The sequence below is a fragment of the Paenibacillus amylolyticus genome (assembly GCF_051136285.1).
Lineage (GTDB): Bacteria > Bacillota > Bacilli > Paenibacillales > Paenibacillaceae > Paenibacillus > Paenibacillus amylolyticus_F.
Genome location: NZ_CP194938.1, coordinates 1,857,593 through 1,881,858, shown reverse-complemented (window position 1 = coordinate 1,881,858; position 24,266 = coordinate 1,857,593). Strand labels below are relative to the sequence as shown.

At 45.8% G+C, this 24,266-nt stretch carries 21 protein-coding genes; 17 read left to right on the top strand and 4 right to left on the bottom strand.

Going from position 1 to position 24,266, the window contains the following annotated elements:
- Window positions 1–188 precede the first annotated feature (188 nt).
- From abc-f to ACR8BL_RS08050, 4 genes are all read left to right on the top strand, one after another.
- Entirely contained in the window at window positions 189–2,084 is a 1,896-nt protein-coding gene (gene abc-f, locus ACR8BL_RS08065; RefSeq protein WP_434752125.1) for a ribosomal protection-like ABC-F family protein, read from the top strand.
- Window positions 2,085–2,503: 419 nt separating this feature from the next.
- Window positions 2,504–3,538 (top strand): phenylalanine--tRNA ligase subunit alpha, encoded by a 1,035-nt coding sequence (gene pheS, locus ACR8BL_RS08060; protein ID WP_434752124.1) that lies wholly within the window; start codon window positions 2,504–2,506, stop codon window positions 3,536–3,538.
- 57 nt (window positions 3,539–3,595) lie between these two features.
- Complete coding sequence (gene pheT, locus ACR8BL_RS08055) at window positions 3,596–6,049, top strand: phenylalanine--tRNA ligase subunit beta (protein WP_434752123.1); 2,454 nt, start codon at window positions 3,596–3,598, stop codon at window positions 6,047–6,049.
- A 138-nt stretch (window positions 6,050–6,187) separates the two neighbouring features.
- Complete coding sequence (locus ACR8BL_RS08050) at window positions 6,188–8,971, top strand: hypothetical protein (protein ID WP_434752122.1); 2,784 nt, start codon at window positions 6,188–6,190, stop codon at window positions 8,969–8,971.
- Window positions 8,972–9,073: 102 nt separating this feature from the next.
- On the opposite strand, the gene ACR8BL_RS08045 is transcribed toward ACR8BL_RS08050, so the two are convergent.
- Both ACR8BL_RS08045 and ACR8BL_RS08040 read right to left on the bottom strand, forming a co-directional pair.
- The gene (locus tag ACR8BL_RS08045; RefSeq protein WP_434752121.1) at window positions 9,074–9,448 is read right to left on the bottom strand and encodes a cytochrome C oxidase subunit II; all 375 of its coding nucleotides are present in this window, start codon (window positions 9,446–9,448) and stop codon (window positions 9,074–9,076) included.
- Between the two features lie 217 nt (window positions 9,449–9,665).
- Window positions 9,666–10,025 carry a phage holin family protein gene (locus ACR8BL_RS08040; protein ID WP_434752120.1) on the bottom strand — a complete coding sequence of 120 codons (360 nt, stop codon included), beginning with the start codon at window positions 10,023–10,025 and terminating at the stop codon, window positions 9,666–9,668.
- Between the two features lie 192 nt (window positions 10,026–10,217).
- Between ACR8BL_RS08040 and ACR8BL_RS08035 the strand changes: the two genes are divergently transcribed.
- The 4 genes from ACR8BL_RS08035 to ACR8BL_RS08020 all read left to right on the top strand — a co-directional run bounded on the left by ACR8BL_RS08035 (window position 10,218) and on the right by ACR8BL_RS08020 (window position 15,098).
- Window positions 10,218–12,584 carry an endonuclease MutS2 gene (locus ACR8BL_RS08035; protein WP_434752119.1) on the top strand — a complete coding sequence of 789 codons (2,367 nt, stop codon included), beginning with the start codon at window positions 10,218–10,220 and terminating at the stop codon, window positions 12,582–12,584.
- 111 nt (window positions 12,585–12,695) lie between these two features.
- A complete protein-coding gene (locus tag ACR8BL_RS08030) occupies window positions 12,696–13,073 on the top strand; it encodes a DUF350 domain-containing protein (protein ID WP_434753050.1) in 378 nt (125 codons plus the stop codon).
- A gap of 117 nt (window positions 13,074–13,190) precedes the next feature.
- A complete protein-coding gene (locus ACR8BL_RS08025; protein ID WP_434752118.1) occupies window positions 13,191–13,757 on the top strand; it encodes a hypothetical protein in 567 nt (188 codons plus the stop codon).
- A gap of 132 nt (window positions 13,758–13,889) precedes the next feature.
- Window positions 13,890–15,098: an MFS transporter gene (locus ACR8BL_RS08020; RefSeq protein ID WP_434758340.1), complete on the top strand. Its 1,209-nt coding sequence runs from the start codon at window positions 13,890–13,892 to the stop codon at window positions 15,096–15,098.
- 126 nt (window positions 15,099–15,224) lie between these two features.
- Here ACR8BL_RS08020 and ACR8BL_RS08015 read toward each other — a convergent pair whose 3' ends face one another.
- Window positions 15,225–16,445 (bottom strand): NAD(P)/FAD-dependent oxidoreductase, encoded by a 1,221-nt coding sequence (locus tag ACR8BL_RS08015; RefSeq protein WP_434752117.1) that lies wholly within the window; start codon window positions 16,443–16,445, stop codon window positions 15,225–15,227.
- A 94-nt stretch (window positions 16,446–16,539) separates the two neighbouring features.
- On the opposite strand from ACR8BL_RS08015, the gene ACR8BL_RS08010 reads away from it, so the two are divergent.
- The 9 genes from ACR8BL_RS08010 (at window position 16,540) to ACR8BL_RS07970 (ending at window position 22,438) form a co-directional block, all read left to right on the top strand.
- Window positions 16,540–16,773 (top strand): hypothetical protein, encoded by a 234-nt coding sequence (locus ACR8BL_RS08010; RefSeq protein WP_434752116.1) that lies wholly within the window; start codon window positions 16,540–16,542, stop codon window positions 16,771–16,773.
- Between the two features lie 47 nt (window positions 16,774–16,820).
- Window positions 16,821–17,204: a spore coat protein gene (locus ACR8BL_RS08005; RefSeq protein WP_434752115.1), complete on the top strand. Its 384-nt coding sequence runs from the start codon at window positions 16,821–16,823 to the stop codon at window positions 17,202–17,204.
- A 156-nt stretch (window positions 17,205–17,360) separates the two neighbouring features.
- Window positions 17,361–17,861 (top strand): Lrp/AsnC family transcriptional regulator, encoded by a 501-nt coding sequence (locus ACR8BL_RS08000; RefSeq protein ID WP_434752114.1) that lies wholly within the window; start codon window positions 17,361–17,363, stop codon window positions 17,859–17,861.
- Between the two features lie 13 nt (window positions 17,862–17,874).
- Window positions 17,875–19,083: an aminotransferase class I/II-fold pyridoxal phosphate-dependent enzyme gene (locus tag ACR8BL_RS07995; RefSeq protein ID WP_434752113.1), complete on the top strand. Its 1,209-nt coding sequence runs from the start codon at window positions 17,875–17,877 to the stop codon at window positions 19,081–19,083.
- A 220-nt stretch (window positions 19,084–19,303) separates the two neighbouring features.
- On the top strand, window positions 19,304–19,492 hold the full coding sequence (locus tag ACR8BL_RS07990; RefSeq protein ID WP_434753049.1) for an aspartyl-phosphate phosphatase Spo0E family protein: 189 nt from the start codon (window positions 19,304–19,306) through the stop codon (window positions 19,490–19,492).
- A 187-nt stretch (window positions 19,493–19,679) separates the two neighbouring features.
- Window positions 19,680–20,231, top strand: a complete 552-nt coding sequence (locus tag ACR8BL_RS07985) for a hypothetical protein (protein WP_434752112.1) — start codon at window positions 19,680–19,682, stop codon at window positions 20,229–20,231.
- 36 nt (window positions 20,232–20,267) lie between these two features.
- Window positions 20,268–20,804, top strand: coding sequence for a bifunctional adenosylcobinamide kinase/adenosylcobinamide-phosphate guanylyltransferase (locus tag ACR8BL_RS07980; protein ID WP_434752111.1), 537 nt, complete (start codon window positions 20,268–20,270; stop codon window positions 20,802–20,804).
- A gap of 78 nt (window positions 20,805–20,882) precedes the next feature.
- Window positions 20,883–21,458, top strand: a complete 576-nt coding sequence (locus ACR8BL_RS07975) for a cob(I)yrinic acid a,c-diamide adenosyltransferase (protein ID WP_434753048.1) — start codon at window positions 20,883–20,885, stop codon at window positions 21,456–21,458.
- Window positions 21,455–22,438: an RluA family pseudouridine synthase gene (locus ACR8BL_RS07970; protein ID WP_434752110.1), complete on the top strand. Its 984-nt coding sequence runs from the start codon at window positions 21,455–21,457 to the stop codon at window positions 22,436–22,438. Before ACR8BL_RS07975 ends, ACR8BL_RS07970 begins: the two co-directional genes overlap by 4 nt.
- 404 nt (window positions 22,439–22,842) lie before the next feature.
- Here ACR8BL_RS07970 and loaP read toward each other — a convergent pair whose 3' ends face one another.
- Window positions 22,843–23,376, bottom strand: coding sequence for an antiterminator LoaP (gene loaP / locus ACR8BL_RS07965; protein ID WP_434752109.1), 534 nt, complete (start codon window positions 23,374–23,376; stop codon window positions 22,843–22,845).
- Between the last annotated feature and the right edge of the window lie 890 nt (window positions 23,377–24,266).

Genomic DNA, 24,266 nt, shown 5'->3' with positions numbered 1-24,266 from the left:
CTATAGGGAATAGTATGGAACAAGCAGTTTTTTTCTGCTTACGTATGCCCTCATTGGGGGTTCTTTGTTCATGCTAGGGTAATCCTCATATCTGTATTTTGAACGCGTTAATCCATTAAGAATTGCTAAACCGCCGGCTGATGCCAGCGGTTTTTTTGATTTTTTTGTTCAGGAAAGGATGAGGACTCATGATGACATTGGTGCGCTTACATGAAGTATCAAAAGAATGGAACGGAAACGAATTATTTGCGGGATTAAACCTTGAAATAAACGAAGGAGAACGACTTGCCATATTGGGCCGTAATGGATGCGGCAAAACCACACTTTTACGGATTATACTCGGAGAAGAGGATGGGGGTGGACGGATTGATCGTCAACTTCCCCTGTCCGAGTGGGGATTCATGCGTCAGCGTTCAGAGGTGCCGAGCGGAATAAATGTTTTGGATGCAGTAAGGCGGGAGAGTGGTCGGATAGAGGAGATCAAACGGAAGCTGGAAGAGCTGGAGCGCCGATTGAGCGATGCTGATGCTGCCGAAGGTACAGCCTTGCTGGGTGAATATGCTCGTTCAATGGAGGAATATGAGCAATTGAACGGGTACATGTGGGAAACAGAGGTGGAGAAGGTGTTGACCCGGCTTGGTTTGACGACAGAACACTGGAGCAGGCCCTATCACTCACTCAGCGGTGGTCAGAAAACGAAGGCACGGCTTGCAGGACTGCTGGTCACCAATCCCAAGTTTCTGATTCTGGATGAACCGACCAACCATCTGGATGAGGAGAGCATGCGCTGGCTGGAGATGTGGTTATCCGCATACGAGGGAACGGTACTGTTTGTATCCCATGACCGGACATTTATTGATCGGGTAGCTACCGGTGTAATAGAATTCAGCCCGGACCAATTGAAAAAATACAAAGGCGGTTACACCGATTACAAAGGGCATAAAGAGCGGGAACTGAAGGAGCAGGAGACGATTTATCGCAAGCAGCAGCTGGAACGTAAAGCACTGGAGGAGACCATTCGTAATTATCAGCAGTGGTTCCATAAAGCTCATAACGCGGCAGGAGGCCAAGAGGTGAAGATTACCCAGAGCTTCTACAAGGCCAGAGCCAACAAAAACATTTCGCGTTATCATGCCAAACAGAAGCAGCTGGAACGGCTCGAAAATGAGCGAGTGGATAAACCTCGGGAAGCCACGAAACTGAATATGGAGCTACAGATGACTTCACTCGGTGCACGTCAACTTCTTGCACTTGAAGGAGTAAGCTTTTCGTACGATCTCAAGCAGTCATTTCTCCATGATTTGCGGATTGCAGTCGAACGTGGGGATCGGCTTGCCGTACGTGGGGCAAACGGGACGGGCAAGAGCACACTCCTGAAATTAATGATTGGAGAGCTGCAGCCTTCTGAGGGTGAAGTGAGCCGTCATCCCCAGCTTAGCATCGGTTATTTCTCACAAGAGCTGGAGGGGTTGCCTGAGAAGGCAACACTGCTGGACAGCTTACTGGTTCTTCCTTCTATGACGCAAAGTGCTGCGAGAACCATCTTGGGATGTTTTTTATTTTCAAGAGAAGATGTGTTCAAACGCATTGGGGACTTAAGCATGGGGGAGAAATGCCGTGTGGCATTTCTACGGTTGTATTTCGGCGGTGCTAACCTGCTTGTACTGGATGAGCCAACGAATTATCTCGACATCGACACCCAGGAAGTGATGGAAAATGTGTTAAAAGAAGCCTCTGGTGCACTGGTTATCGTATCCCATGACCGGATGTTGATTCGATCACTGGCAAACCGCCTGTGTGATTTGAAGCCGGACGGAATAGCATCGCTCTTCGAGGGCGGTGTAGCCGATTGGGAACAATCGGTGCAGTTGAGAGAGTCTGCACTGGATACACGTGATTCGGATGATGAGCGTCTGCGGCTGGAAATGCGGCTGGCTGAATTACTTTCGCCGGTAAGCGCTACTGGAGGAGAGCGACTAACGGCAAAAGATAATGAGACAGAGAGAGAGGCGGAGGCAGCAGAGATCCGCGAAATTCAGCAGCGATTGAAAGAGCTGAGAAATCAGCGTATATCTGCAAATTAGCATCCTGGGCAAGCTTGCTATTTCGCCGTATTTTGCATATAATAATGAACGATCATCGATCATTGGTATCGATAAAGGTTAGTCTAATTGAACAAACGTATTGATGGAGACAAGTAAGCAGTGCCTCTGGACAGGGAGGAAGCGCCGTAGATTGAGAGCGTTTCTGTAGAACCAGGCTGACGAAATTCACTCCGGAGCGGTTCCCTGAACCTGATGATGTGTGCTTACACAGAGGCGACAGTAGGGGTAAACGGTTAACGGTCGTTATTCCGTACAAAGTGAGACAGAACGTGTTGCAGAGCTTGATTTGATGTGGCAACGGGAGTCTAACAAGGGTGGTACCACGGTCTTTTCGTCCCTTTTGGGGAGAAAAGGCCTTTTTTTGTTGCAATTACAGCACATTAAGGAGGCAATTACACATGAAAGAACGTTTAGAAGCATTAAAGATCGAAGCGCTGGAACAGTTGTCCAGTGTGAATGATCCGCAGACGCTTGCTGATCTGCGTGTAAAGTATTTGGGCAAAAAAGGGGCATTGACTGAGATTCTGCGCGGCATGGGTGCGCTTAGTGCGGAAGAGCGTCCAGTCATTGGACAAGTGGGTAACGAGGTTCGGGGAGCGATTGAAGAGGTTATCAACAGCAAGCAGGAGCAATTCCAGAAGGAAGAAACCGCGAAGCGTCTTCAATCCGAGAAGATTGACGTGACCTTACCGGGACGCCGCGGGCGTCAAGGCGGACTGCATCCACTGACGAAAGTGGTGCAGGAGATCGAAGATATTTTCATCGGTATGGGATATCGTGTAGCAGAAGGTCCTGAAGTTGAGATGGACTATTATAACTTTGAAGCATTGAACCTGCCCAAGAATCACCCGGCGCGTGATATGCAGGATTCCTTCTATGTGACAGAGGACCTGCTCATGCGTACGCACACATCACCCGTGCAGGTTCGTACGATGCAGAGCATGAAAGGCGAAGTGCCTGTCAAGGTCATCTGCCCAGGTAAAGTATATCGTCGTGATGATGACGATGCGACACACTCCTTCCAGTTCCATCAGGTCGAAGGTCTGGTGATCAGTGAAAACATTCGTATGAGTGACCTGAAAGGAACGTTGCTGCAATTTGTGCGAGAAATGTTCGGGGCTCACACTGAAATCCGTCTGCGTCCAAGCTTCTTCCCTTTTACCGAGCCAAGTGCGGAAGTGGATGTAACTTGTGTGCAATGTGCGGGCAGCGGCTGCCGTGTCTGCAAACAAACAGGCTGGCTCGAAATTTTGGGCGGCGGTATGGTTCACCCGAAAGTGCTTGAGATGGGCGGATATGATCCGGAGAAATACAGCGGTTTTGCCTTTGGTATGGGGGTAGAGCGAATTGCGATGCTGAAGTACGGTATTGATGACATCCGTCATTTCTATAACAGTGATCAGACTTTCCTCAAACAATTCGGACGGCTGTAATTATATTAAACGTCAATGAATGTCAAACTAATATATAGATTAAGGAAGTGAACGTGCATGAGAGTATCGACAGATTGGCTGTCTGATTATATTGCCCTTGAAGGTGTGACGCCACAGGAGCTGGCAGAGAAAATCACCCGTGCAGGGATCGAGATTGATGTTGTGGAGAACCGTAATCAAGGCGTAAACAAGGTTGTTGTCGGTTACGTGAAGAGCAAAGAGAAACACCCGGATGCGGATAAACTGAATGTATGTATTATTGATGCAGGACAAGAGGAAGAGTTGCAGATTGTATGCGGCGCGAAAAATGTGGATGCGGGACAAAAGGTAGCGGTAGCCCTTGTTGGTGCAAAGCTTCCAGGCGGGCTGGATATCAAAAAAGCGAAGCTGCGCGGCGTAGTATCGCTCGGCATGATCTGTTCCGCCAAAGAGCTTGGCATGAACGACAAATTGCTGCCGAAGGATCAACAGGAAGGCATCCTGGTTCTGCCCGAGCATACCGAGATCGGTACGCCCATCAGCCAAGTGCTCGGTCTCGACGATCATGTGCTGGAACTGGATCTGACACCGAACCGTTCTGACTGCTTGAGCATGCGCGGTGCAGCATACGAAGTGGGCGCGATTCTGGGACGTGAAGTGAAATTGCCGAATCCGAAAGAGCAGTTGGTCGAAGCTGGCGATGAAGCAGCTAATCACATTTCTGTAGAGATCAAAGCTCAGGAACAATGTAGCCACTATGCAGCTCGTTATGTGACGGGAATCAAGCTGTGTGCTTCCCCGCTGTGGATGCAAAACCGTCTGATGGCAGCAGGTGTTCGTCCGATCAACAATATCGTAGATATTACGAATTATGTCATGTTGGAATATGGTCAGCCACTGCACGCGTTTGATGCAGATAAGCTGGATCATGGACGCATTGAAGTGCGTATGGCACATGAAGGCGAAACGATTGTGACGTTGGATGGTCAGGAGCGCAAGTTGGAACCGCATATGCTGCTCATCACCGATGGCGTGAAACCAGTCGCCATCGCTGGGGTAATGGGCGGTGAAAATTCCGAGGTATCGGAAGGCACCGTGAATCTGTTGCTGGAGTCCGCCAAGTTTGACGGCGGAACGGTTCGGAAGACGTCGCGCCAACTGGGGCTGCGTTCCGAAGCAAGCTTGCGTTTTGAAAAAGAAGTAGACCCTGGGGCGGTGATTACGGCTCTGGATCGTGCGGCTGAACTCATTCAGCGTTATGCTTCAGGCCAAGTACATCAGGGGATTGTCCAGGCTGGATTGGAAACTTCCGAGAAACGTGTCATTCAAATGTCACTGGATAGACTCAACCGTTATCTGGGAACAGATTTGTCTTTGCTTGAGGTGAAAACGATCTTCGCTCGGTTGCATTTTGCATGCGGAGATGCGGAGCAAGGCGTTCTGGATGTTGAAGTGCCGACACGCAGAGGAGATATCACGCTTGATGTCGATCTGTTTGAAGAGGTTGCGCGCCTGTACGGATATGACAACATTCCAACAACATGGATTGAAGGCCCAACTACACCGGGAGCATATACCCGTCCTCAAGCCATTCGTCGTACGATCCGTGGTGTAATGTCTGGAACGGGCTGGCAGGAAATGATCAGTTATTCCTTTGTTCATCCGGACAAAGCAGTTCTGTTCCCTGCGCTGACTCAAGGAAGCAAAGCGGTTAAGCTGGCTATGCCGATGAGTGAGGATCGCAGTGTGCTGCGGACGAGCATTTTGCCACAAATGCTGGATGCTGCTGTATACAACATGAACCGGAAGCAGGATTCACTCGCTGTGTTTGAAGTAGGAAGTGTTTTCTTCACGGAGGAAGAGAAGCTGACCAAGCAACCCCATGAAATTCCAGTTTTGGCTATGTTACTTACGGGTAACCGTTCGGCTCAGCAATGGAATGTTGGAGCAGAGAAGGTGGACTTCTTTGACCTGAAAGGTGAACTAGAGAATCTGTTTGCTTACATGGGACTGGAGCAACGTATTCGTTTCGTGGCAAACAGTCCGGAAGGATTCCATCCGGGGCGCTCTGCATCCGTATATCTGGATGGTAAGGATGGCAGTGAAGGCACATTGATTGGTACACTCGGTCAATTGCATCCAGAGTTGCAGCAGCAATATGATCTGAATGATGTTTATGTTGCTGAAATTGCCCTTGAAGCAATTTATAAGGAAGCAGATGCAGATATTAGTTATCGGGAGCTTCCGCGCTTCCCGGCAATTGAGCGTGATATTGCGGTGGTCGTTAGCAAGGATATTGAAGCTGGCGATATGCTGCGTACCATTCGTGAATCTGCAGGTGAATTGTTGCAGACGGTACAGGTATTCGATGTATTCACAGGCAGCAAGCTTGGTGAAGATAAGAAAAGTGTGGCCATGGCTCTGGTCTACCGGAATCGTGAGCGCACGTTGACAGACGAGGAAGTTACCGAAGTTCATGCGCGTGTGGTAACACGTCTGGAAGAGCAATTCGACGCAGAACTGCGCAAATAGGACAGAAGTCAATTTTTTGAACAAAGATTAGCAGGAATTGCTTGAAGTCACATCGAATCCTTAGCAATAGAGGATCGATGTGACTTTTTTGTCATTACAGCTTAGAATCAACATACAGACTTGAAGGAGGGCACAACTGTGACTACACCTGATCGTACACGCGTCACCGTAGAGATCTACGGGACTTCCTATAAACTGGTCGGCAGCAGTGCCGACTATATGAAACAAGTAGCTAATCTGGTAGATGAGCGTATGAGCGCTATCTCCAAAAGTCATTCCCGTTTGGATACGCCGCGTATTGCTGTACTTGCGGCTGTACATATGGCTGAACAGTCACTTCAGACGCAGGAAATCCGAAACGAGCTCAAGATGCTCACAGGGGAACGTACAGAGCTCCGCAATGAATTAAATCGGTTAAACGCCATTCAGAGTGAACACCAACAAGAACTGCAGCAACGGGACCAGTCTCTTGCTGAGGTTCAGCAACAGAAAAATGAAGCCGAACAGGCTTTGAAAAAACGGACAGCGGACAAACAGGCGGAAATCTCCAAGCTGAATGCTTTGCTGGAGCAAGAGCGCAATCAGACCAAAGAGCAGGTTCAGAAGCTACAGACGCAGGCTGCGGCGCAACTGAAAGAGGCAGAAACAAAAGCTAATTCACGGGTAAAGGAAGCAGAGGAAAAAGCGGCCAATCAGCTCAAGCAAGTGCAAGCTCAGTCTGCTTCACAACTCAAAGAAGCTCAAAACCGTGCGGCAGCCGAATTGCAACAGGTACAGGCCAAAGCCGCGGCTCAATATAAAGAGCTGCAGGACAAAACCGCAGCTCAGTTGAAGGAGGCGGAGAGCCGTGCATTAGCAGAACGTCAGAGAGTACAGGCTCAAGCGGCGCAGCAAGTGCAAGCAGCCAAAGAAGAAGCGGAGTCAGCTATTTTGTCCGAGCTGGAACAGGCCGAGGCCAAATTGAAGCAGGTGCAGGAAAAGGCAGCTCTTCAATATAGCGAACTTGAAGAACAAATGAAGCAACGTCTGGAGCAAGCCGAGCAGAATGCACGAAAGCAGGCAGATGAATGGGAAGCGGAAGCGAAACAGGAGCGTGAATCCTTGCTCGCTGAAGCCGAACAGATGCGTCAGGCTGCAGTTGAGAAGCTACAGGCTGAGTTCAAAACTCTTTCCGAGCAGTCCGAACTGGAATGGATGGAAAAAGAGGCTCTGTATGAAGAACAGTTGAAAGAAGAACAGGAGTCGGCGGCTTCTCGCATTACGGAGGCAACAACTGCAGCTGAGGAATTGCTACATCAAGAGCAGCGTAAGCTGGAGCACCAATTGCAGGAAGAACGCGCTCAGGCCAAAACTCGCATAACCGAGATCAATGAGCAGCTTACTGAAGTTCGTAGTCAGCTACAGCATGCACAGGAAGTCATTTCTGAACAGGAACATTTGCTCCAGGCAGAACGCACCCAAGTGGAGTCGCTACGTCATGAGCATGGAGTTCTTGTTCAGGAGCAAGAGACTCAAACACGTCGTATCTCGGAGCTTCAGCAGCAACTGGAGCAATTGAAAGAGCGCAGCACGGAGTTGCAAAATAAACTCCGTGAAACGGAACAGTCGTTGAAACAGGCACGGGACTCACAGAAGCAATGGCAAGATCAGTATAATGAAGCGATTGATCGTGAAACGGCGCTGACAGCCCAGTTACGCAAACTTCAGGAGCAACATGCCCAGCTTGAACAGGATGCGCAGCATCTGTTGGAAGCAGAGACAAAGTCAGAAGAAGAACAGCGTAGACTGCATAAGGTGCTGGAGCAAGCTCATGCTGCTGTGCGTACATTGCAAAATGAAATCACTGCACTTACGGAGAGTGAGCAGTCATGGAAAGAGATCGCCGAACAGCGACTGGCAGATATCGGTGATCTGGAAAATCAGATCCTTGAGGCTGCTGAACAGAATGAAACGCTGGAATCTGGCGTTCAGTCCTTGCATGATGAGCTTTCGGTCGTGAAGGATGAGGCTAGGCTCTACAATGAAGAGGCCGTTCGTTATGAGAAAGAAAACGAGACTCTGCAAGAGAAACTCCAATCATTAAACGAGCAACTATATGTCACTCGTAGTGAGTTAGATGATGTTCACGGGGAATTGCAGAGTGCTCAAGAGGAATTAAGCCGTCTGCAAGAGCAATATAAGCAGATCCGTAACGATTACAGCGACGCTCTTCAACGAGAAGAGAATGTTGGTTCCCGAATGAGTGAATTCGAAGTGGAGAAGCAAGAGCTGGAGGTTGCGCTTAACGAAGCAAGACAGTCCGCTGAACAGCTTGCCAAGCGTTATACGGAGCAGGCGAATCAACTAGCACAGACGGAAGAGGAAGCCCTCGAATGGCAAATCAAACATGAGGATCTGTCTGCTAATCAGGCGGAACTGTCTTCTCGCATTCAGCAATTGACGACACGAGAAGGAGAGCTTCGCTCGCAATTGGAATCAGCAGCTCAGGAAGTTGATCAGAAGGAACAAGTGTGGCAGCAGCGTGCAAATGAATGGGCAACCCAAGAGAAAGCATGGCAGGAGCGCTGGACAGCACTGGAAGATGAATTGACAGCTTGGCAGCGTGAAAGTGCAACAAGTTCGGAAAAGCTGGACGAATTGGCACAAGAACGAGACCAGTTGTTGAAGGAACGAACGGAGCGAGAGCAGCTGCAAGCCGAAATAGATGAAGAGAAACAGATTATGGAGAATGAACTGCGGGAGATCGGTGAACGTTATGAACTGGCAGCCAACCAGTTACGTTTGCTGCAGGTCGAGCGTGAAATGGAACAAGAAAAAGCGGAGCAGTTGAATACAGAGTATCGTCAGTTGCATGATGAATATACGAAATTACAGACGGAATATAACGAATGGATTGAATTGATTGAGCAGGATCAGACGTAGCGGAACATGCTTTCCGTTCAGGCTTTGACCAGCGAACTCGTGCATAATTTGTTATAATACAAAAGAGCTCCCGTCGCTACGGGGGCTCCTTGTATTGAAGTCTTATTCTTCGACAATAATTTTAGAGATCATGCTGCTATGTCCGGAACCACAAAAAACGGAACAGGACATTTCAAATTCTCCGACTTTGTCCGGGACAATAACTTTAGAACTTTTTTGGGTGTCTAACCGAAGATTAAACTCAGGCACAAGCAAACCGTGATTTCCGTTGACGTTTTCATAGACAATCTTCACAGGCACGCCTTTTTTAAGTCGGTATTCGGGTTGATCAAATTTGTAGTTGCTGGCCTTGATCACGAGTTGTTCACTGGCTGTAACCTCCGGTTCGGATGCTTCGGAGTCTTTGGAGCTGCCGCATGCAGCAAGAACGAGGATTAACATACAGGCGACAAGCCATGTTATGCCTTTCTTCATCATGTGCCTCCTTCAACGTGTGAGATGGATAAAATTTAAATGATTTCTCAAGTCATCATACCGTAATCTGACGATGCCTGTACATGTCGGGTATGTCATTTTTTCGAAAATTATTGGAGTTTTATTCTCATGGGGCTTTAAATATGAAAAAAACCTCTTCAGACCTAAGGCCTTCCGAGGTTTATATTCCTTGCGAGCGTAGTCAGCATGAGTAGGATGTTTAGCCTTTGGAGTTACGTCCGGCATCAAACGGTGTGGAGACCGGAATAAAGAGATCGATAATCCCGATGACCAGAGCGGCGAGAATGGCACCGAGCAGGCTGACCTCAACGTGATCAACCACATATTGGCCCAGCCAAATAACCAGTGCACTCACGATAAAGCCGACAATTCCGCGGCCAAAAGGATTAACTCTTTTGCCAAAGATGCCTTCAACGATCCAGCCCAGCAAGGCAATAACCAAGGCAAGCATCAGCGCGCTCCAGAAACCACCAACGGCGAAACCGGGAACAATCCAGCTAACCACCATTAATACAATAGCTGCAATAATAAATCGTACGACATGGCCAAGAAAATTCATGGGGGTACCTCCTTTGTTCAGATTGGACTGAGCATAAGCATGTAGACTCACAGTGAGTTATATGAGTCGCACAATCCTGACACTCGTAGTTTGTGGCGTCGTGCTTCAAGTTATGTGTGGAAGGATTCGTTAAATAGCGCAGCAAAGTTTCTTTCGTTATAATACAGATATAGTTTGGAAGGAGTTGTACACTTGGACACGAAAATATTACACACGCTTGAATATCGCAAAATTTTAAATACATTGCTGGGCTTTGCTCAAACGTCAATGGGCAAGAAAAAGGCAGAACTTCTTGAGCCTGTTGGTGAGTTGGAAGAAGTAAAACGTCTGCTTCAGCAAACAGATGAAGCGTTCACCTTTGATCGTCTGAAAGGTTCACCTTCTTTTGGCGGAATTGTAGACATCACGGCTTCCGTGAAGCGGGCTGAAATTGGCGGTACTCTCAATCCACATGAACTTCTCAGCATTGCTACGACGACGCAAGCAGCCAGACGTTTGAAACGTCAGATTGCATCGCTCCATGAAGATGAGACAATTGAATCACTCTTCTATATCAGTGACCAGTTGTCCGAGCAGAAAGAGCTTGAAGATGCGATTCGTATCTGTATCGACGATAATGCAGAAGTTGCAGATAGTGCGAGTGTGACGTTGGCACAGATTCGCCGTGAATTGCGCGGGGGAGAAGCTCGCATTCGTGAAAAGCTGGATTCGATGATTCGTTCGTCCACCGTATCCAAAATGCTGCAAGATCAGCTTATTACGATCCGTGGAGATCGATTTGTTATTCCCGTCAAAGCGGAGTACCGCTCCTATTTCGGGGGCATTGTCCATGACCAGTCAGGATCAGGAGCAACACTGTTCATTGAGCCGGAATCCATTGTGACTATGAATAATAAATTACGTGAAACCCGGATCCGGGAAGAACGCGAAATTGAAATTATTTTGCAGAAATTGACGGCGCATGTCAGCGAGCAGGGTGAATGGCTGTTATATGATGTCGATTTGCTGGCATCGCTTGATTTTATTTTTGCCAAAGCACGCTTGGCCCGTGAACTGAAAGCAACATTGCCTCGGATGAACGACAGGGGTTTCCTCAAGCTGAAAAAAGGACGTCATCCGCTGATTCCGATTGAACATGTTGTTCCCATCGATGTGGAGCTTGGTAACGATTACACCTCTATTATCGTGACTGGACCGAATACGGGCGGTAAAACGGTAACTTTGAAAACGATCGGTCTATTGAGCTTGATGGCCATGTCTGGATTGTTTGTTCCAGCCGAAGACGGCAGTCAGCTATGTGTATTTGATGCCATTTACGCTGACATTGGTGACGAGCAGAGTATCGAACAGAGTCTGAGTACATTCTCCAGTCATATGACCAACATCATTCGTATTTTGAAAAATATGACGCCGAAAAGTCTTGTCCTGCTGGACGAGCTTGGAGCAGGAACAGACCCGGCGGAAGGATCAGCACTTGCAATCTCCATGCTGGAGCATATGCACCGGACTGGCTGCCGGATGGTGGCAACCACTCACTACAGTGAGCTAAAAGCCTACGCGTATGAGCGCAAAGGTGTTATCAATGCTAGTATGGAATTTGATATCAATACACTGAGTCCGACGTACCGTCTTCTGGTAGGTGTACCTGGACGCAGTAACGCTTTTGCGATTGCAGAGCGCTTGGGACTTCCGGGTTACATCTTGGATTACGCCCGCGGTGAAGTGAAGGAAGAAGATCAGCGGATTGAACATATGATCGCTTCCCTCGAAGAGAACCGTCTTACAGCTGAACAAGAGCGTGAGAAGGCAGAGGCTCTTCGTCAGGATATGGAAAAATTACGCAGCCGCCATCAAGCCGAGCTGGAGAAGCTGGAACAACAGCGTGACCGCAGGATTGAAAAGGCAGAGGATGATGCTCGCAGCATCGTAGACAAGGCACGTGCAGAAGCGGAGAAAATCATTGCGGATCTTCGCCAGCTCGCTTTGGAAGAGGGCGCATCTGTCAAAGAGCATAAATTAATTGCTGCTCGCAAACAGTTGGATGAAGCAGAGCCGGAGAAACGGAGAAAAACCATCAAAAAAGCAGCGGTACCAAAAGCCCGCGCGATCGGACCTGGGGACGAAGTGCTTGTCTACAGTCTTAATCAGAAGGGGCATGTTGTGGAGATGGCTGGCAGCAAGGATGCTGTTGTGCAACTCGGCATTATGAAAATGAAGGTATCACTGGATGATTTGGAATTGCAGCAGGCAGCCCCGGCAGCGAAGCAGCCAAAGCAAAAACCGGTCACAGGCATGAAACGTACTCGGGATGATAATGTGAAGAGCGAGCTGGATCTGCGGGGGACGAATCTGGAAGAGGCGTTGATGGAAACAGATCGTTTCATCGATGAAGCTTTCCTTGCCAACTTGGGTCAAGTGTACATTATTCATGGTAAGGGTACAGGGATTTTGCGTACGGGTATTCAGGATTACCTGCGGAAGCATAAACATATTAAAAGTTATCGTCTGGGCAATTACGGTGAAGGCGGCAATGGTGTGACCGTCGCAGAACTGGAATAACCTGAACAAGAATGAAAAATATCTGCTGTTCAGGCAAATTGGACAGCAGATTCGGAAGGAGAATGGGGAGTGAAAGAAGCGATTGACGGACTACTGTCTCATCCTTTAGGGATGGTCCTCGGTTTCTTCTCGGTTGCAATCATGGAGTTGCTCGTTTTTCTGGCATGCTTTGAACTGGTGACCAAATATAAATGCTGGACGGAAATCAAAAAAGGCAATGTGGCCGTTGCAATGGCTACAGGAGGTAAAATCTTCGGTATATGCAATGTACTCCGTTTTTGCATTCAGGCAAAATCTTCAGTCTATGAAGCGATGACATGGTCTTTTGTCGGGTTTATTTTGCTGCTAATTGCATACTTTTTGTTCGAGTTCCTAACGCCAGTGTTTTCAATTGACCGGGAGATTGAAGCGGATAACCGTGCAGTCGGATTGATATCGATGATCATTTCTATCTCATTGTCCTTTGTTATCGGCGCAAGCATTATCTAGGGGGATCGATGATGAAAATATTGATACGGATTTTGTTTGCGGCATCGATTGTATTTTTTGCCATCGGTGTAATCTATGTGTTGAATACGTGATTATCTGAAAGAGAAAGGTTGATACATGATGGAAACAACAGTATGTCCTTGGTGTCAAACAGAGATCGTTTGGGATGAGGAACTCGGGCCTGAAGAAGAATGCCCTTATTGTCACAATGAATTGAAGGGTTACCGTACTCTGAACATTAACATTGGTGACGAAGAGAGCGATGAAAATGAAGAAGATTTTTCTGTCCAGGACATTGCAAATGATAAAGAGCAAATATCAGATCTTACTTCACTTTGGGGCGATGAAGTTGAACTTAAACTGCCAGAGCTGCGCACATTGAATAAATATGCGGATGAAGGCAACGATCTGATCCAGTATGAACAAGGTGTGGAGAAGCAATTGGATCAACAAGAGGAAGTGCCTGAATGTCCAAATTGCCGGGAATTTATGATTCTTGCCGGATCACAGGCAGCTGGTCAAGATACATTTACGCCGATTGCCAATGCGGCTACAGGTAAAGGCACCGTATTGTCACCTCCATTTACTGTCCTGACCTATGTATGCTCTGGTTGTTTCCAGGTTCAATACAGTTTGTCTGAAGATGATCGTCTACGGTTAATTCAAAATCTGAGTGCACAGTAACTAATCCTATACATTCTGTAAGTTAATTTTATACAAACCTAAAAATTCATCATGTTTTCCTTCTGCTTGGGGTAGGTTAAGCCTAACACCAGCCTGTTCATGTTATTGCTTCAGGTGATCAAGGAGGGGCAGATGAAGAGTACTTTGGGAAGACAATCCATTCTGCTTTTGGGCGTGAATGGATTGTTTGCGTTAGCCGGAGCGTTGTCCGGCACATTTTTGAATGTGTTTCTCTGGAAGAGTCGTCCGGATTATGCCATGCTCGGATGGTTCACTATCAGTCAGCAACTCGCGATCGGCATTACGTTTTGGCTCGCAGGCAAATGGGTCAAAGAGCATAATAAGATGAGTGCGCTCAGGCTGGGGATTGCGTTGTCCGGAATGTTCTATATGCTCGTTCTGTGGACAGGTGCGAGTGCAGTGGATTGGATCTGGCCGCTTGGGTTGCTGTTAGGCTGTGCACTGGGGCTGTTCTGGATTGCCTTTAATGTGGTGTATTTTGAAATTACAGATCGGGAAAACAGAGACTTGTTTAATGGTTGGGTAGGATTGTTGGGCTCCATGACAGGCATTATCGGGCCCTGGTTTTCCGGTCTCCTTATTTCACGTATGGCGGACAATACAGGATATCGGGTTATATTTACCGTTTCTCTTGTCATTTATATCATCGCAATGTTTTCTAGTTTTTTCCTAAAAAAAAGAAAAGTCAGCGGTACATACCGCTGGTCAGAGCCGTTTCGCCAGCTATCGGTAGCAAAGAGTCCTTGGCGGACGCTAGCAATGGGGTTATTTGCCCAAGGGGTTCGGGAAGGTGTTTTTGCTTTTCTGATTGCTTTACTTGTGTATTTGGCGACAACTCAAGAATATAAACTTGGACAGTTCTCCCTTATTACTTCGGCAGTGGCTCTTGCCTGTTATTGGGCTGCAGGAAAATGGTTCAAACCCCAATATCGATCTAAAGGTATGCTGACAGGTTCTGTGTTGCTGCTTTTGGTACTACTTCCATTGCTCTGGAAAATAACTTACGGGACGTTGCTTTTTATGGGGATCGGAAGCGCAATAGCGATGCCGTTATATATTTTGCCGATGATTTCCGCAGGTTTCGACATGATGGGCACGAGCGGCGAAAATGTAGAAAAAAGGGTTGAACTTGTCGTATTAAGAGAGCTGTGCTTGATGACTGGACGACTTTTTGGGTTGACCGTATTTATGATCACTGTAATGAATTCGCCATCCACTTCAATCTTAGTTTGGCTGATGATTATTCTGGGTGCATTTCCGCTCATTGGCTGGATGTTTATGCGGAGGCTTTTGGTCGAGACTGCGCCTCGTGATTCGTAAAGTGAATAATTTGGAAATAAATTTGAAAAGGGTACAGCATAGGGAGGTGTAAACTCTCCCTTCGCCGTACCCTTTTGAAGTTTTAACAGGGTGAATGGTTAGTGAGTGATATTGATTTGTTCTTTATTAGGTTGGTGATGGTTTGCTGGTTCTGGTTAGAGAGAACAGCTTCATATCATCATTTTCTATACCGTTAATGGCATCTTCGATCAGAGAGGCCGCAATCATACTGTATACTGTTCCGTTTCCCCCGTATCCTTCAACAAAATAGGAATGTGGATAATCCGGATGTGTACCGATAAGGGGGAGACCATCATGCGTATTACCGAACACAGCACCCCAGGCATAATCGACCTCAAGCGTATCAGTCGGGAAATAGGACAGAACTTCTTCCAGTAACACATCACCTTGGTTTTTCGCACGTAGCTCACGCTGATCATGCTCAGGTATTTCCTCATCAAGCCCACCCGCAATGATTCGATTGTCCGGTGTGGTACGCATATAAAGATAAGGGCGGGCTGTTTCCCAAATCATAGCTTGCTCATGCCAACGGCTCAGATCAGGCAGAGGTTTGGTGGTAATTGCATACGTTGCTTTCAGATAGGCTCCCTTGTCTTTCTTGATTTCCTGAGTTTCATATCCAGCAGCGTATACAACCTGTTTAGCTCGTATTTTACCATGAGGGGTGTAACACCATACCCCTTCATCATCATAGACACAGTGAATCATTTCCGTTTGTTCATAAATTCGTGCCCCATATTGTGCGGTTGATTCAAACAAGCCTTGAACAAAGCGATACGGATTTACCTCCGCATCACCTTTTGTGTACAGAGCAGCTGGCTTTTCAAATGGAAAATGACTTTTGATCTGATCTGCGTACCACAGCTCTGCATCAAATCCATGCTTTTGCAACGTCTGATACTCTTCCTCCAGCATGGCAACATCTTCTTCAGAGCTGGCGAAGCAGAAGCTGTTTCGAGGAATAAACCAGGCATCGGTCTTCAGACTTTCGGCCATCTCGGTAAGCTGTTGCATGGCTTTGCGGCATAATTCATAAAAGCGAACGCCTTTTTCTTCCCCGAACGTGTTGATACAAGAGGTCAACGTTTTGTCATTGGTATATTGTAGCAGACCAGTATTGGCTGAACTGCTCCCATGAGCGATTTTACGCTTATCAATTACAACGGTGTCCAGACCACGCTCTGCAAGTAATCTTGAAGTCAGTGCACCTCCCATGCCGCCGCCGATAATCAGGCAGTCACAAGAGATTTCGCCATGTAAAGAGGGATAATCAACATCCGAGTTATAAGTAGAAGGCCAGTAAGGTGTGCCATAAACGAGATCCATTAGAACCGCTCCTTTGTCATCACATTGGTATAGTTTTGCAATTCGAGGTAACAATAAAGTCGCATAAACTTTAGCTCAAGGAGGTAAGACGTACATGCAACATTCACAGATGCAAGCACTGAGCCCGAAGGAACTGAACTATATTGCGGATTCCATCTCTAACGAGGAGATGCTGATTAAACAATGCTCCGCTACAGCTTCGATCTCCACGAATCCGGCTATCCAGCAGGCGTTGAATCAATATGTCCGCTCGCATGAGCAGCATATGAATACGCTGATCCAGACCCTGCATCAACATCAGTCACTTGCTCCTTCACAATCGCAATAACTTTCATAGGCAAACGACAGTAATATCAACGTATAGGAGGAAATCACATGTACAATCAAACCGGTAACTTTATGCAGGAACAGGATTTGTTGAAAACGATCCTTGCCGATCTAAGACGAACTTCACGCGAATACACAACAGCGACAACGGAGTCTGCTTGTCCCATGGTTCGCAGCATGTTCAATAATTTGACAAATGATACACTCCGGCTGCAAGGAGAGTTGTTCCACCTTATGCAGCAGAACAATATGTATTCGGCTTCTGCCAAAGCACCACGTCAGGACTTGGACAAGCAGATTCAGTCTGCACACCAGGCACAGCAGAAATGTCAGCAATTTGTGCAGGAGAAAAATGTACTAAATAGCCCTTACAGTCAAGTGCCTAATGTGTCTCCGCGCCAGCCGAATTACAACAACCCTTATTACATGTAACCTGTGGTTAAGGGGTTTGAAGCATATCCTTGAAGACCATACCACCGCTTGCCTGAATTGGAGGCAAGCGGTCTTTTGTCTATGCATTAACGTTAAATTCATGTAATATAAGTATTAATTCATTTTAGGAACCTGGATGACGCTGGAGGGAAAACGATGAAAGATTTGAACGATCTGCAACTCAAAGTTCTGGATCTGTTGAAGGAAGACGCGAGAAGGACTCCCGCACTGCTGTCAACGCTACTGGGGGAGTCGGAAGATAAGATCAAAGATGCTGTAGCAAAGCTTGAACAAGACCACGTTATCGTGAAATATGCAACGGTTGTGAATTGGAGCAAGATCGATGATGAGAAAGTGACAGCCCTGATTGAAGTTCAGATTACACCTGAGCGTGGCCGTGGATTCGAAGGGATTGCTGAACGTATTTATCTCTATCCACAAGTGAAGTCCGTTTATCTCATGTCAGGGGCGTACGATCTGCTTGTTGAAGTAGAAGGCGGCAACCTGCGTGAAGTTGCAAATTTTGTGTCGGAGAAACTGTCTCCGATTGATTCAGTACTGTCAACCAAGACGAATTTTATTCTTAAAAAATATAAGCAGGACGGGATTATTTTTGAAGACCATCAGGAAGACAACCGTCTCATGATCTCGCCGTAAAGGAAGATGTGTCATGATAGTGAATGAACAGACAACCGGAAATAACAAAACGATGTCCTCATATCTGGCTCCGCTCGTGAAGCAGATCCCCCCATCCGGTATTCGCAAGTTTTTTGATCTGGTGGGCGATAACAAGGATATCATTACATTAGGCGTAGGTGAGCCAGATTTCGTAACACCATGGCATATGCGCGAAGCTTGCGTATACTCGCTTGAAAGAGGCATGACAAGTTACACATCGAATGCAGGTATGCCCAAGCTGCGTGAAGCGATCAGCAATTATCTGGATACGCAGTTTGATACTAAGTATGATCCAAAAGACGAAATTATTGTTACTGTAGGTGGAAGTGAAGCAATTGACCTTGCTTTGCGTGCATTGATCGTACCCGGAGACGAAATTCTGATCCCGGAGCCTTCTTATGTAGCCTACTCACCCATAGCATCCATCGGTGGAGGTATCCCTGTTGGTGTGGAGACCTACGCGAAGGATCAGTTCAAGGTGACAGCTGAAGCGCTGGAGGCTAGCATTACACCGAAATCAAAGGTCGTTATTCTATGTTATCCAAGCAATCCTACAGGGGCTATCATGACTTATGAAGAATGGCTTCCTATCGCTGAAGTTATCAAAAAACATGATCTGATCGTGATTGCTGACGAAATTTACGCTGAATTGACGTATAATCAAAAACATGTCAGCTTTGCTTCGATTCCAGATATGAAAGATCGCACGATTCTGGTGAGTGGTTTTTCCAAGGCATTTGCAATGACGGGCTGGCGAATCGGATACATGTGCGGACATCCTGAGCTGATAGGAGCGATGCTCAAAATTCATCAGTATACCGTGATGTGTGCACCAGCCATGGGACAGGTTGCTGCCCTCGAAGCGCTGACGAATGGACTCGGTGAGAAAGACCGGATGGTTGAATCTTATAATCAGCGTCGACGTTTGATTGTGCAGGGATTCCGAGATATCGGGCTTGAATGTCATGAACCTCAAGGAGCATTCTATGCTTTTCCAAGTGTTCAGAATACAGGCCTGAGTTCTGATCTGTTTGCTGAACGATTATTAACAGAGAACAAGGTGGCTGCTGTACCAGGTAACGTATTCGGCCCACAAGGAGAAGGATTTTTACGTTGCTCTTATGCGACCTCGGTTTCCCAGTTGGGTGAAGCGTTGGAGCGAATTGGAAACTTTGTTTACAAAGTTCAAAAAGAGGGTTAATAGTCAGAAAGAATTACATTATAAATAAGGCATTTGGAACTTTTCCAAAAAAGTACTTTCTTTTACAAAATATTATGATATAATTTCAATTTGAAATGGGATTTCATATATTTGGGAAAAATTTTCCGAGGAGGGGTTAGCTTTGTTTTGTGTTGAATATGATTTACCGACAAATCGTGGACAAGTTCTGGCAGAAAGCGATCATGGCGACCGATGGTCGGTGAACCCTGATCACGCATCCTTGCATAACATTTCCTTGGAAGATGAGATCCGTATGCTTCGGAGCAAGATGGAGCAGATTTTCCGGGAAGAAAAATCATTTACGTCCGATATTGTGATTGAGATCAGCAGTCTGCTGGACTTGAAGATTAACGAATACATGAAGGCTAATCCGGTTAAACCGAAGTAAATATCGGGTTGATGGATATACGCTGGGAACATGTAGAATGATATAATTTGTAGCACGGTAGAGAAGGAGGTCCGAAAGGGTCTCCTTTTTGCTATTTACTTTAATATAATTGTTGAATAGACAGGTTATTTTTTTGCGTGGAACAATTGTGATATATTGGAGTTAGGAGACTAAAGGGGGAGCTGGAATGAAAAGATTTTGGGGACTTGCCGCGATAATTTCATTAATCTTTATATTAGCTGGGTGTGGCGGCAAAGATGGGTTTACGGTGTTTATTATTGATAATCAAGGTAATCCATCCGGTATTTCCGAACAGCTGCAAGCAAATTTGCAAAAAAAGCTCGGTGAAGAGCCAAAAGTCGAAATCATTACAAGTGCAATGTACGATGTTCAAAAAATATTGGTTGAATATGCCGCAGGCAGCCATGACATCTTCATTTTGCCGGAAAATGATATGAAACAGTATGGTCAGAACGGATCGAATGTTCCGCTAGATGATACTTTTGAAGTCAAAAAATATGAACGCGGTGTATTTGAGGGATCTGTATTGGTTGAAAAAGGGAAGGGCGACGATGGTTCTGATATGAAAAAGGAAACTCATCTGTATGGTATTCCGCTTGAAGACATGAAAATGTTCAAGGATGTAAACTATGCCCCGAGTAATTTGTTTGCTACCATTCCTTTGTCAGCAGCTAACAAAGAAGAGTCAAAAAAAGTACTTCAAGCGCTGACAGAGTAACATCCATTTAGATCAGGTATGGAAGGAGGGGGCGGATTGCTGATTACGGTCACAGGCGGCATAGGTAGCGGAAAAACGCGCTTTGCGTTGAAATATGCGGCTCAAATGAGCCGGGAAGGTGTATATTTATCTACTGGTGATCATGATCCCGTTATTCCCGAATTGCCATCCGCTCATTATCGTGCCATTCAGACGGGAAACGGCCAGAAGCTTGCTGAAGTGGTGAACCAGATTAACCGGGAATCCAATCTTTTTCTGGCGGATCAACGCATTTTGATTGTGGATAGTCTGACTTCCTGGATGGCAGCGAGTTTCAGGGAAGCAAGCGATCTGGATCAGCAACGTGTGGAAACACAACGGTTACTAGATGCACTGCTATCCTATCAGGGTAAATTACTTGTTATTACAAATGAGATGCATGGCAGCTTACATCCGTCAGAAGAGGAACGTATTTTTGTAGCGAGAATGGCTTCGGTGAATCGGATTTTGCAGTCCAATGCAAAACAGATGTTTATGTTGGTGTCTGGCCTTGCGATTGATTTGAAAGCTCAGCATTTGCCTTATGAAGATTAAGAATAGACGAGCTTTAGGTAATCGGGTAAGATATTTCAGCGTTTGATAAATGATTGATGCCTAATTGGAGGGATTATGATGGGGATATATACACGAACCGGTGATGAAGGCCAAACTTCAGTCATTGGAGGTCGAGTTATCAAAGATGATGATCGGGTAGAGGCTTATGGTACGATTGATGAATTAAATTGCTTTGTGGGTCAAGCCATTAGTCTGATTGACTCTGCTAATGGGGAGTTCGAAGAATTGCGTGAACATTTGCTGGAGGTACAGCAGGAGCTGTTTGACTGCGGGTCGGATCTGGCTTTTGTGCGCATAAGTGAGACAAAGTACAAGGTACACGATGAAATGGTTATACGTCTGGAACAGTGGATCGATCAATACGATGCCGAAAATCCTAAAGTGGAACGTTTTATTATTCCTGGAGGAAGTCTGCTTTCCTCTGCACTGCATGTGTGCCGCACCGTATGCCGCCGTGCAGAGCGCCGTACCGTTACGCTGGGACAGCATACAGATATTAATCCGTCGGTGCGTCGGTACTTGAACCGTTTATCCGATTATTTCTTTGTTGTTGCACGGACAGCCAATGCAAGACAACAAGTTGCGGATATTGAGTATGTGCGGAGTAAAAAAGTATTCCGCCGCAAAGAATGAGCCAGTATTATGCGCCAATTACCTACAGGGTGACCGAAGTGGAGGACGGCTGGCTGCTAAAGACCGTACTTCAGAAGCGACTGCAGGTTTCGCGCAAGCTTTTGTCCAAAATCAAGTTGACTGAGCAAGGGGTTATGCTTAATGGTGAACGGGTATATATCAGTGTCAAGGTGAATGCCGGTGATCTGGTAGAGGTTCGGATGGAGCAGGAGGTATCTGATGATATTTTGCCGGAAGATATCCCGTTTACCGTATTGTATGAAGATGAACATCTGCTGATTGTAAACAAGGATGCAGGGATTATCGTTCATCCAACCCATGGACATTATACAGGTACTCTGGCTAATGGTGTGGTTCATTATTGGCAGAAAAAAGGTGAGAAATTCCGCTTTCGGCCCATCCACCGATTGGATCAGGAAACATCTGGCGTGCTGGCGATTGCCAAAAATCCGTACGTGCATCAGCATGTGTCGGAGCAGATGATCGCAGGAACTGTAGATAAAAGATATATCGCGCTGGTGCACGGTAGCCCTGTTCCAGAACATGGAGCAGTCGACGGACCGATTGACCGCGACCCGGAAGAGCCGCATCGCCGTATTGTTACACCAGATGGATATGCCGCAAGAACGCTTTACACAACGCTCTCACGTTGGTCAGATGGTAGTGCCAGTGCCGTAAGTCTGAAGCTGGAAAGTGGGAGGACCCACCAGATTCGAGTGCATATGACATCGATCGGCTGCCCGTTGATTGGTGATCAGATGTATAAGACTTTACCTGAACATACATTGGACGAACAGACCATGTCCGAGAGACAAGAACGGGATACATGGATTGAACGCCAGGCGTTGCATGCGTGTGAGCTGACGTTTGAACACCCGATTCTCCGCAAACGCATGATCTTTGAAGCTCCATTTCCGGCAGATATGGCCGCTTTGGAGAAACGTTTGGATGATGAGGCGTCGCCTAGGGAAACGGTGTAGAAAGCAGTTTAGCTTACAAATACGGTGAAGGGCGAATGCATCTGAACGTTACCCTGAAGGCTAGAAGGCCGAGATTATAAATTGGACCTGACTCCTGAGGGTTTGGCGGAACTAAGTTGAGGCTGCCGCCGAGCAGCTTTGATTTCAGGATCTGTAAAGGTTCCGTGCTGCTGGCGAAGCCTAAATAAGCTTGTTGAAACGAAAGTACGGTTAAAGTCCTAGTTAATATTCCTATGGGGGTAGTCGTCATTATGACTACCCCTGATCTTACAAAGTTCACGAATAATTATGTGGAAAAAGCAATAGACTGTTCATCGGAACAGCGAATTGCTGGGCTATTTATGTAGTTTAATTGTGAGCCGAGCAATTCGCTGGTTAATTTGCTGGATTACCGTATAGACTATTTATTCGCTATTATTTACTATATTTAGTCCAACATCGATGTCGCATTGTGCCCCCAAAAGATTCAATTCTATTTTTGCTCTCATCTTTCTCTTATTAATCTTCTTAATTAACTCTTCTCGTCCCTTTAACGGACCGGAAGTTACCACTATTTCGTTATCTGTAGCTATTGCTTGTGAATAATCAATAATTCCATCATTTCCAACTAAACCAAGGATGGGCTCAATTTCTTTTTCATCAATCTCAGTATAATATGAATCTATATCAGTGCGGCTATACTTTCCTTTACGTAATATACGGAATATCCTTGGTATTTTATTAATTGATGTATATAAATCAGGATTCATTTGTGCATATACGAATACATACCCAGGGAATAGTGGCTTTACAACTTCTACGAAAGAACCTTCTACTCTTTCAGGAACTTTCCTCATAGGAAAAAAACACCTTAAATCTAATTGTTTGAAATATTTGTTTAAGTAAAGTGATACAAGAGATTCCTTGCTTGTTTCTACATATACTACATACCACTTCATAATTACCTCCATATACAACATTTGTAAGTTATTACCAATATTCCGAATTGAAATGAAAGCACTTACTTAGGATTTTATGGCGGCTTCTCGCATCAATTGTATTATTCCATGTTTGTTTCCTTATGTCAAATAATATTAAATTATATAAAAATTAATATATATTTCTAATTTTCTGGATACGGAATCCTCTAAAATTAGTACTTTCATATATAATTTTATATAAAATATTGATAAAAAACTGTTTGTTATCGCAAGTCGGTCGGGTGATATATACAAAGCATCGGTGTCCTTGCGAAATAACTCGATGTCGGGTGATATATACAAAGCAGTTGTCATAGTCATTTATGCCTTGGCAGAGCATGCTGAGATAACTCTTCATGACATAACTGTTTCCGAGAATGGTATGCTCCGTTCCTTTAATGACCGATCCATTCAAACGTTGCGATAATCGGGTAAGTGAAATGAGATGATTGATATTTATCTTTAGATTTCGACATTAGAAGTGCAATTCCTATAATTACCTCGCATTTAATAAATCATGTATTTTAAGGAAAAAGATATCTTTTTGTCGAAATTCCGGATGAAGGTTCATTCGTTTAAGGTTGATTTCTGTTATCGTTTGAGCATTGTTCTTCAGAAAAGGGATCTGTGCATATCCTAACGATTTCAGTAAATAACCGGTATTGACGTTCCAGTAATACATAGTGTACTATGCAAGTGAGGAAGGGTATTCCTTTTTTCGACATTTTAGGATTTTCTTTAAGAAATTATATGATATGGTGAGAATGTTATTAAGGAGTATTCTAAGGAAAGTTAATCGCTGTTTAGGCACGTTAATGGATCTTAGATGTCATACACACTATTAGTCGACTGTGTAACTAGTCGACCAT

Excerpts from the sequence above, each read along its gene's own strand:
- ACR8BL_RS08005 (WP_434752115.1), top strand. The coding sequence starts at position 16,821 with ATGTACAATCAAACCGGTAACTTTATGCAGGAACAGGATTTGTTGAAA.
- ACR8BL_RS08000 (WP_434752114.1), top strand. The coding sequence starts at position 17,361 with ATGAAAGATTTGAACGATCTGCAACTCAAAGTTCTGGATCTGTTGAAG.
- loaP (WP_434752109.1), bottom strand. The coding sequence starts at position 23,376 with ATGAAGTGGTATGTAGTATATGTAGAAACAAGCAAGGAATCTCTTGTA.
- ACR8BL_RS08030 (WP_434753050.1), top strand. The coding sequence starts at position 12,696 with ATGGTCCTCGGTTTCTTCTCGGTTGCAATCATGGAGTTGCTCGTTTTT.
- ACR8BL_RS08040 (WP_434752120.1), bottom strand. The coding sequence starts at position 10,025 with ATGAATTTTCTTGGCCATGTCGTACGATTTATTATTGCAGCTATTGTA.
- ACR8BL_RS07975 (WP_434753048.1), top strand. The coding sequence starts at position 20,883 with ATGGGGATATATACACGAACCGGTGATGAAGGCCAAACTTCAGTCATT.
- ACR8BL_RS08015 (WP_434752117.1), bottom strand. The coding sequence starts at position 16,445 with ATGGATCTCGTTTATGGCACACCTTACTGGCCTTCTACTTATAACTCG.
- abc-f (WP_434752125.1), top strand. The coding sequence starts at position 189 with ATGATGACATTGGTGCGCTTACATGAAGTATCAAAAGAATGGAACGGA.
- ACR8BL_RS08045 (WP_434752121.1), bottom strand. The coding sequence starts at position 9,448 with ATGATGAAGAAAGGCATAACATGGCTTGTCGCCTGTATGTTAATCCTC.
- ACR8BL_RS07970 (WP_434752110.1), top strand. The coding sequence starts at position 21,455 with ATGAGCCAGTATTATGCGCCAATTACCTACAGGGTGACCGAAGTGGAG.
- pheS (WP_434752124.1), top strand. The coding sequence starts at position 2,504 with ATGAAAGAACGTTTAGAAGCATTAAAGATCGAAGCGCTGGAACAGTTG.
- pheT (WP_434752123.1), top strand. The coding sequence starts at position 3,596 with ATGAGAGTATCGACAGATTGGCTGTCTGATTATATTGCCCTTGAAGGT.
- ACR8BL_RS08020 (WP_434758340.1), top strand. The coding sequence starts at position 13,890 with ATGAAGAGTACTTTGGGAAGACAATCCATTCTGCTTTTGGGCGTGAAT.
- ACR8BL_RS07985 (WP_434752112.1), top strand. The coding sequence starts at position 19,680 with ATGAAAAGATTTTGGGGACTTGCCGCGATAATTTCATTAATCTTTATA.
- ACR8BL_RS08010 (WP_434752116.1), top strand. The coding sequence starts at position 16,540 with ATGCAACATTCACAGATGCAAGCACTGAGCCCGAAGGAACTGAACTAT.
- ACR8BL_RS08025 (WP_434752118.1), top strand. The coding sequence starts at position 13,191 with ATGATGGAAACAACAGTATGTCCTTGGTGTCAAACAGAGATCGTTTGG.
- ACR8BL_RS07995 (WP_434752113.1), top strand. The coding sequence starts at position 17,875 with ATGATAGTGAATGAACAGACAACCGGAAATAACAAAACGATGTCCTCA.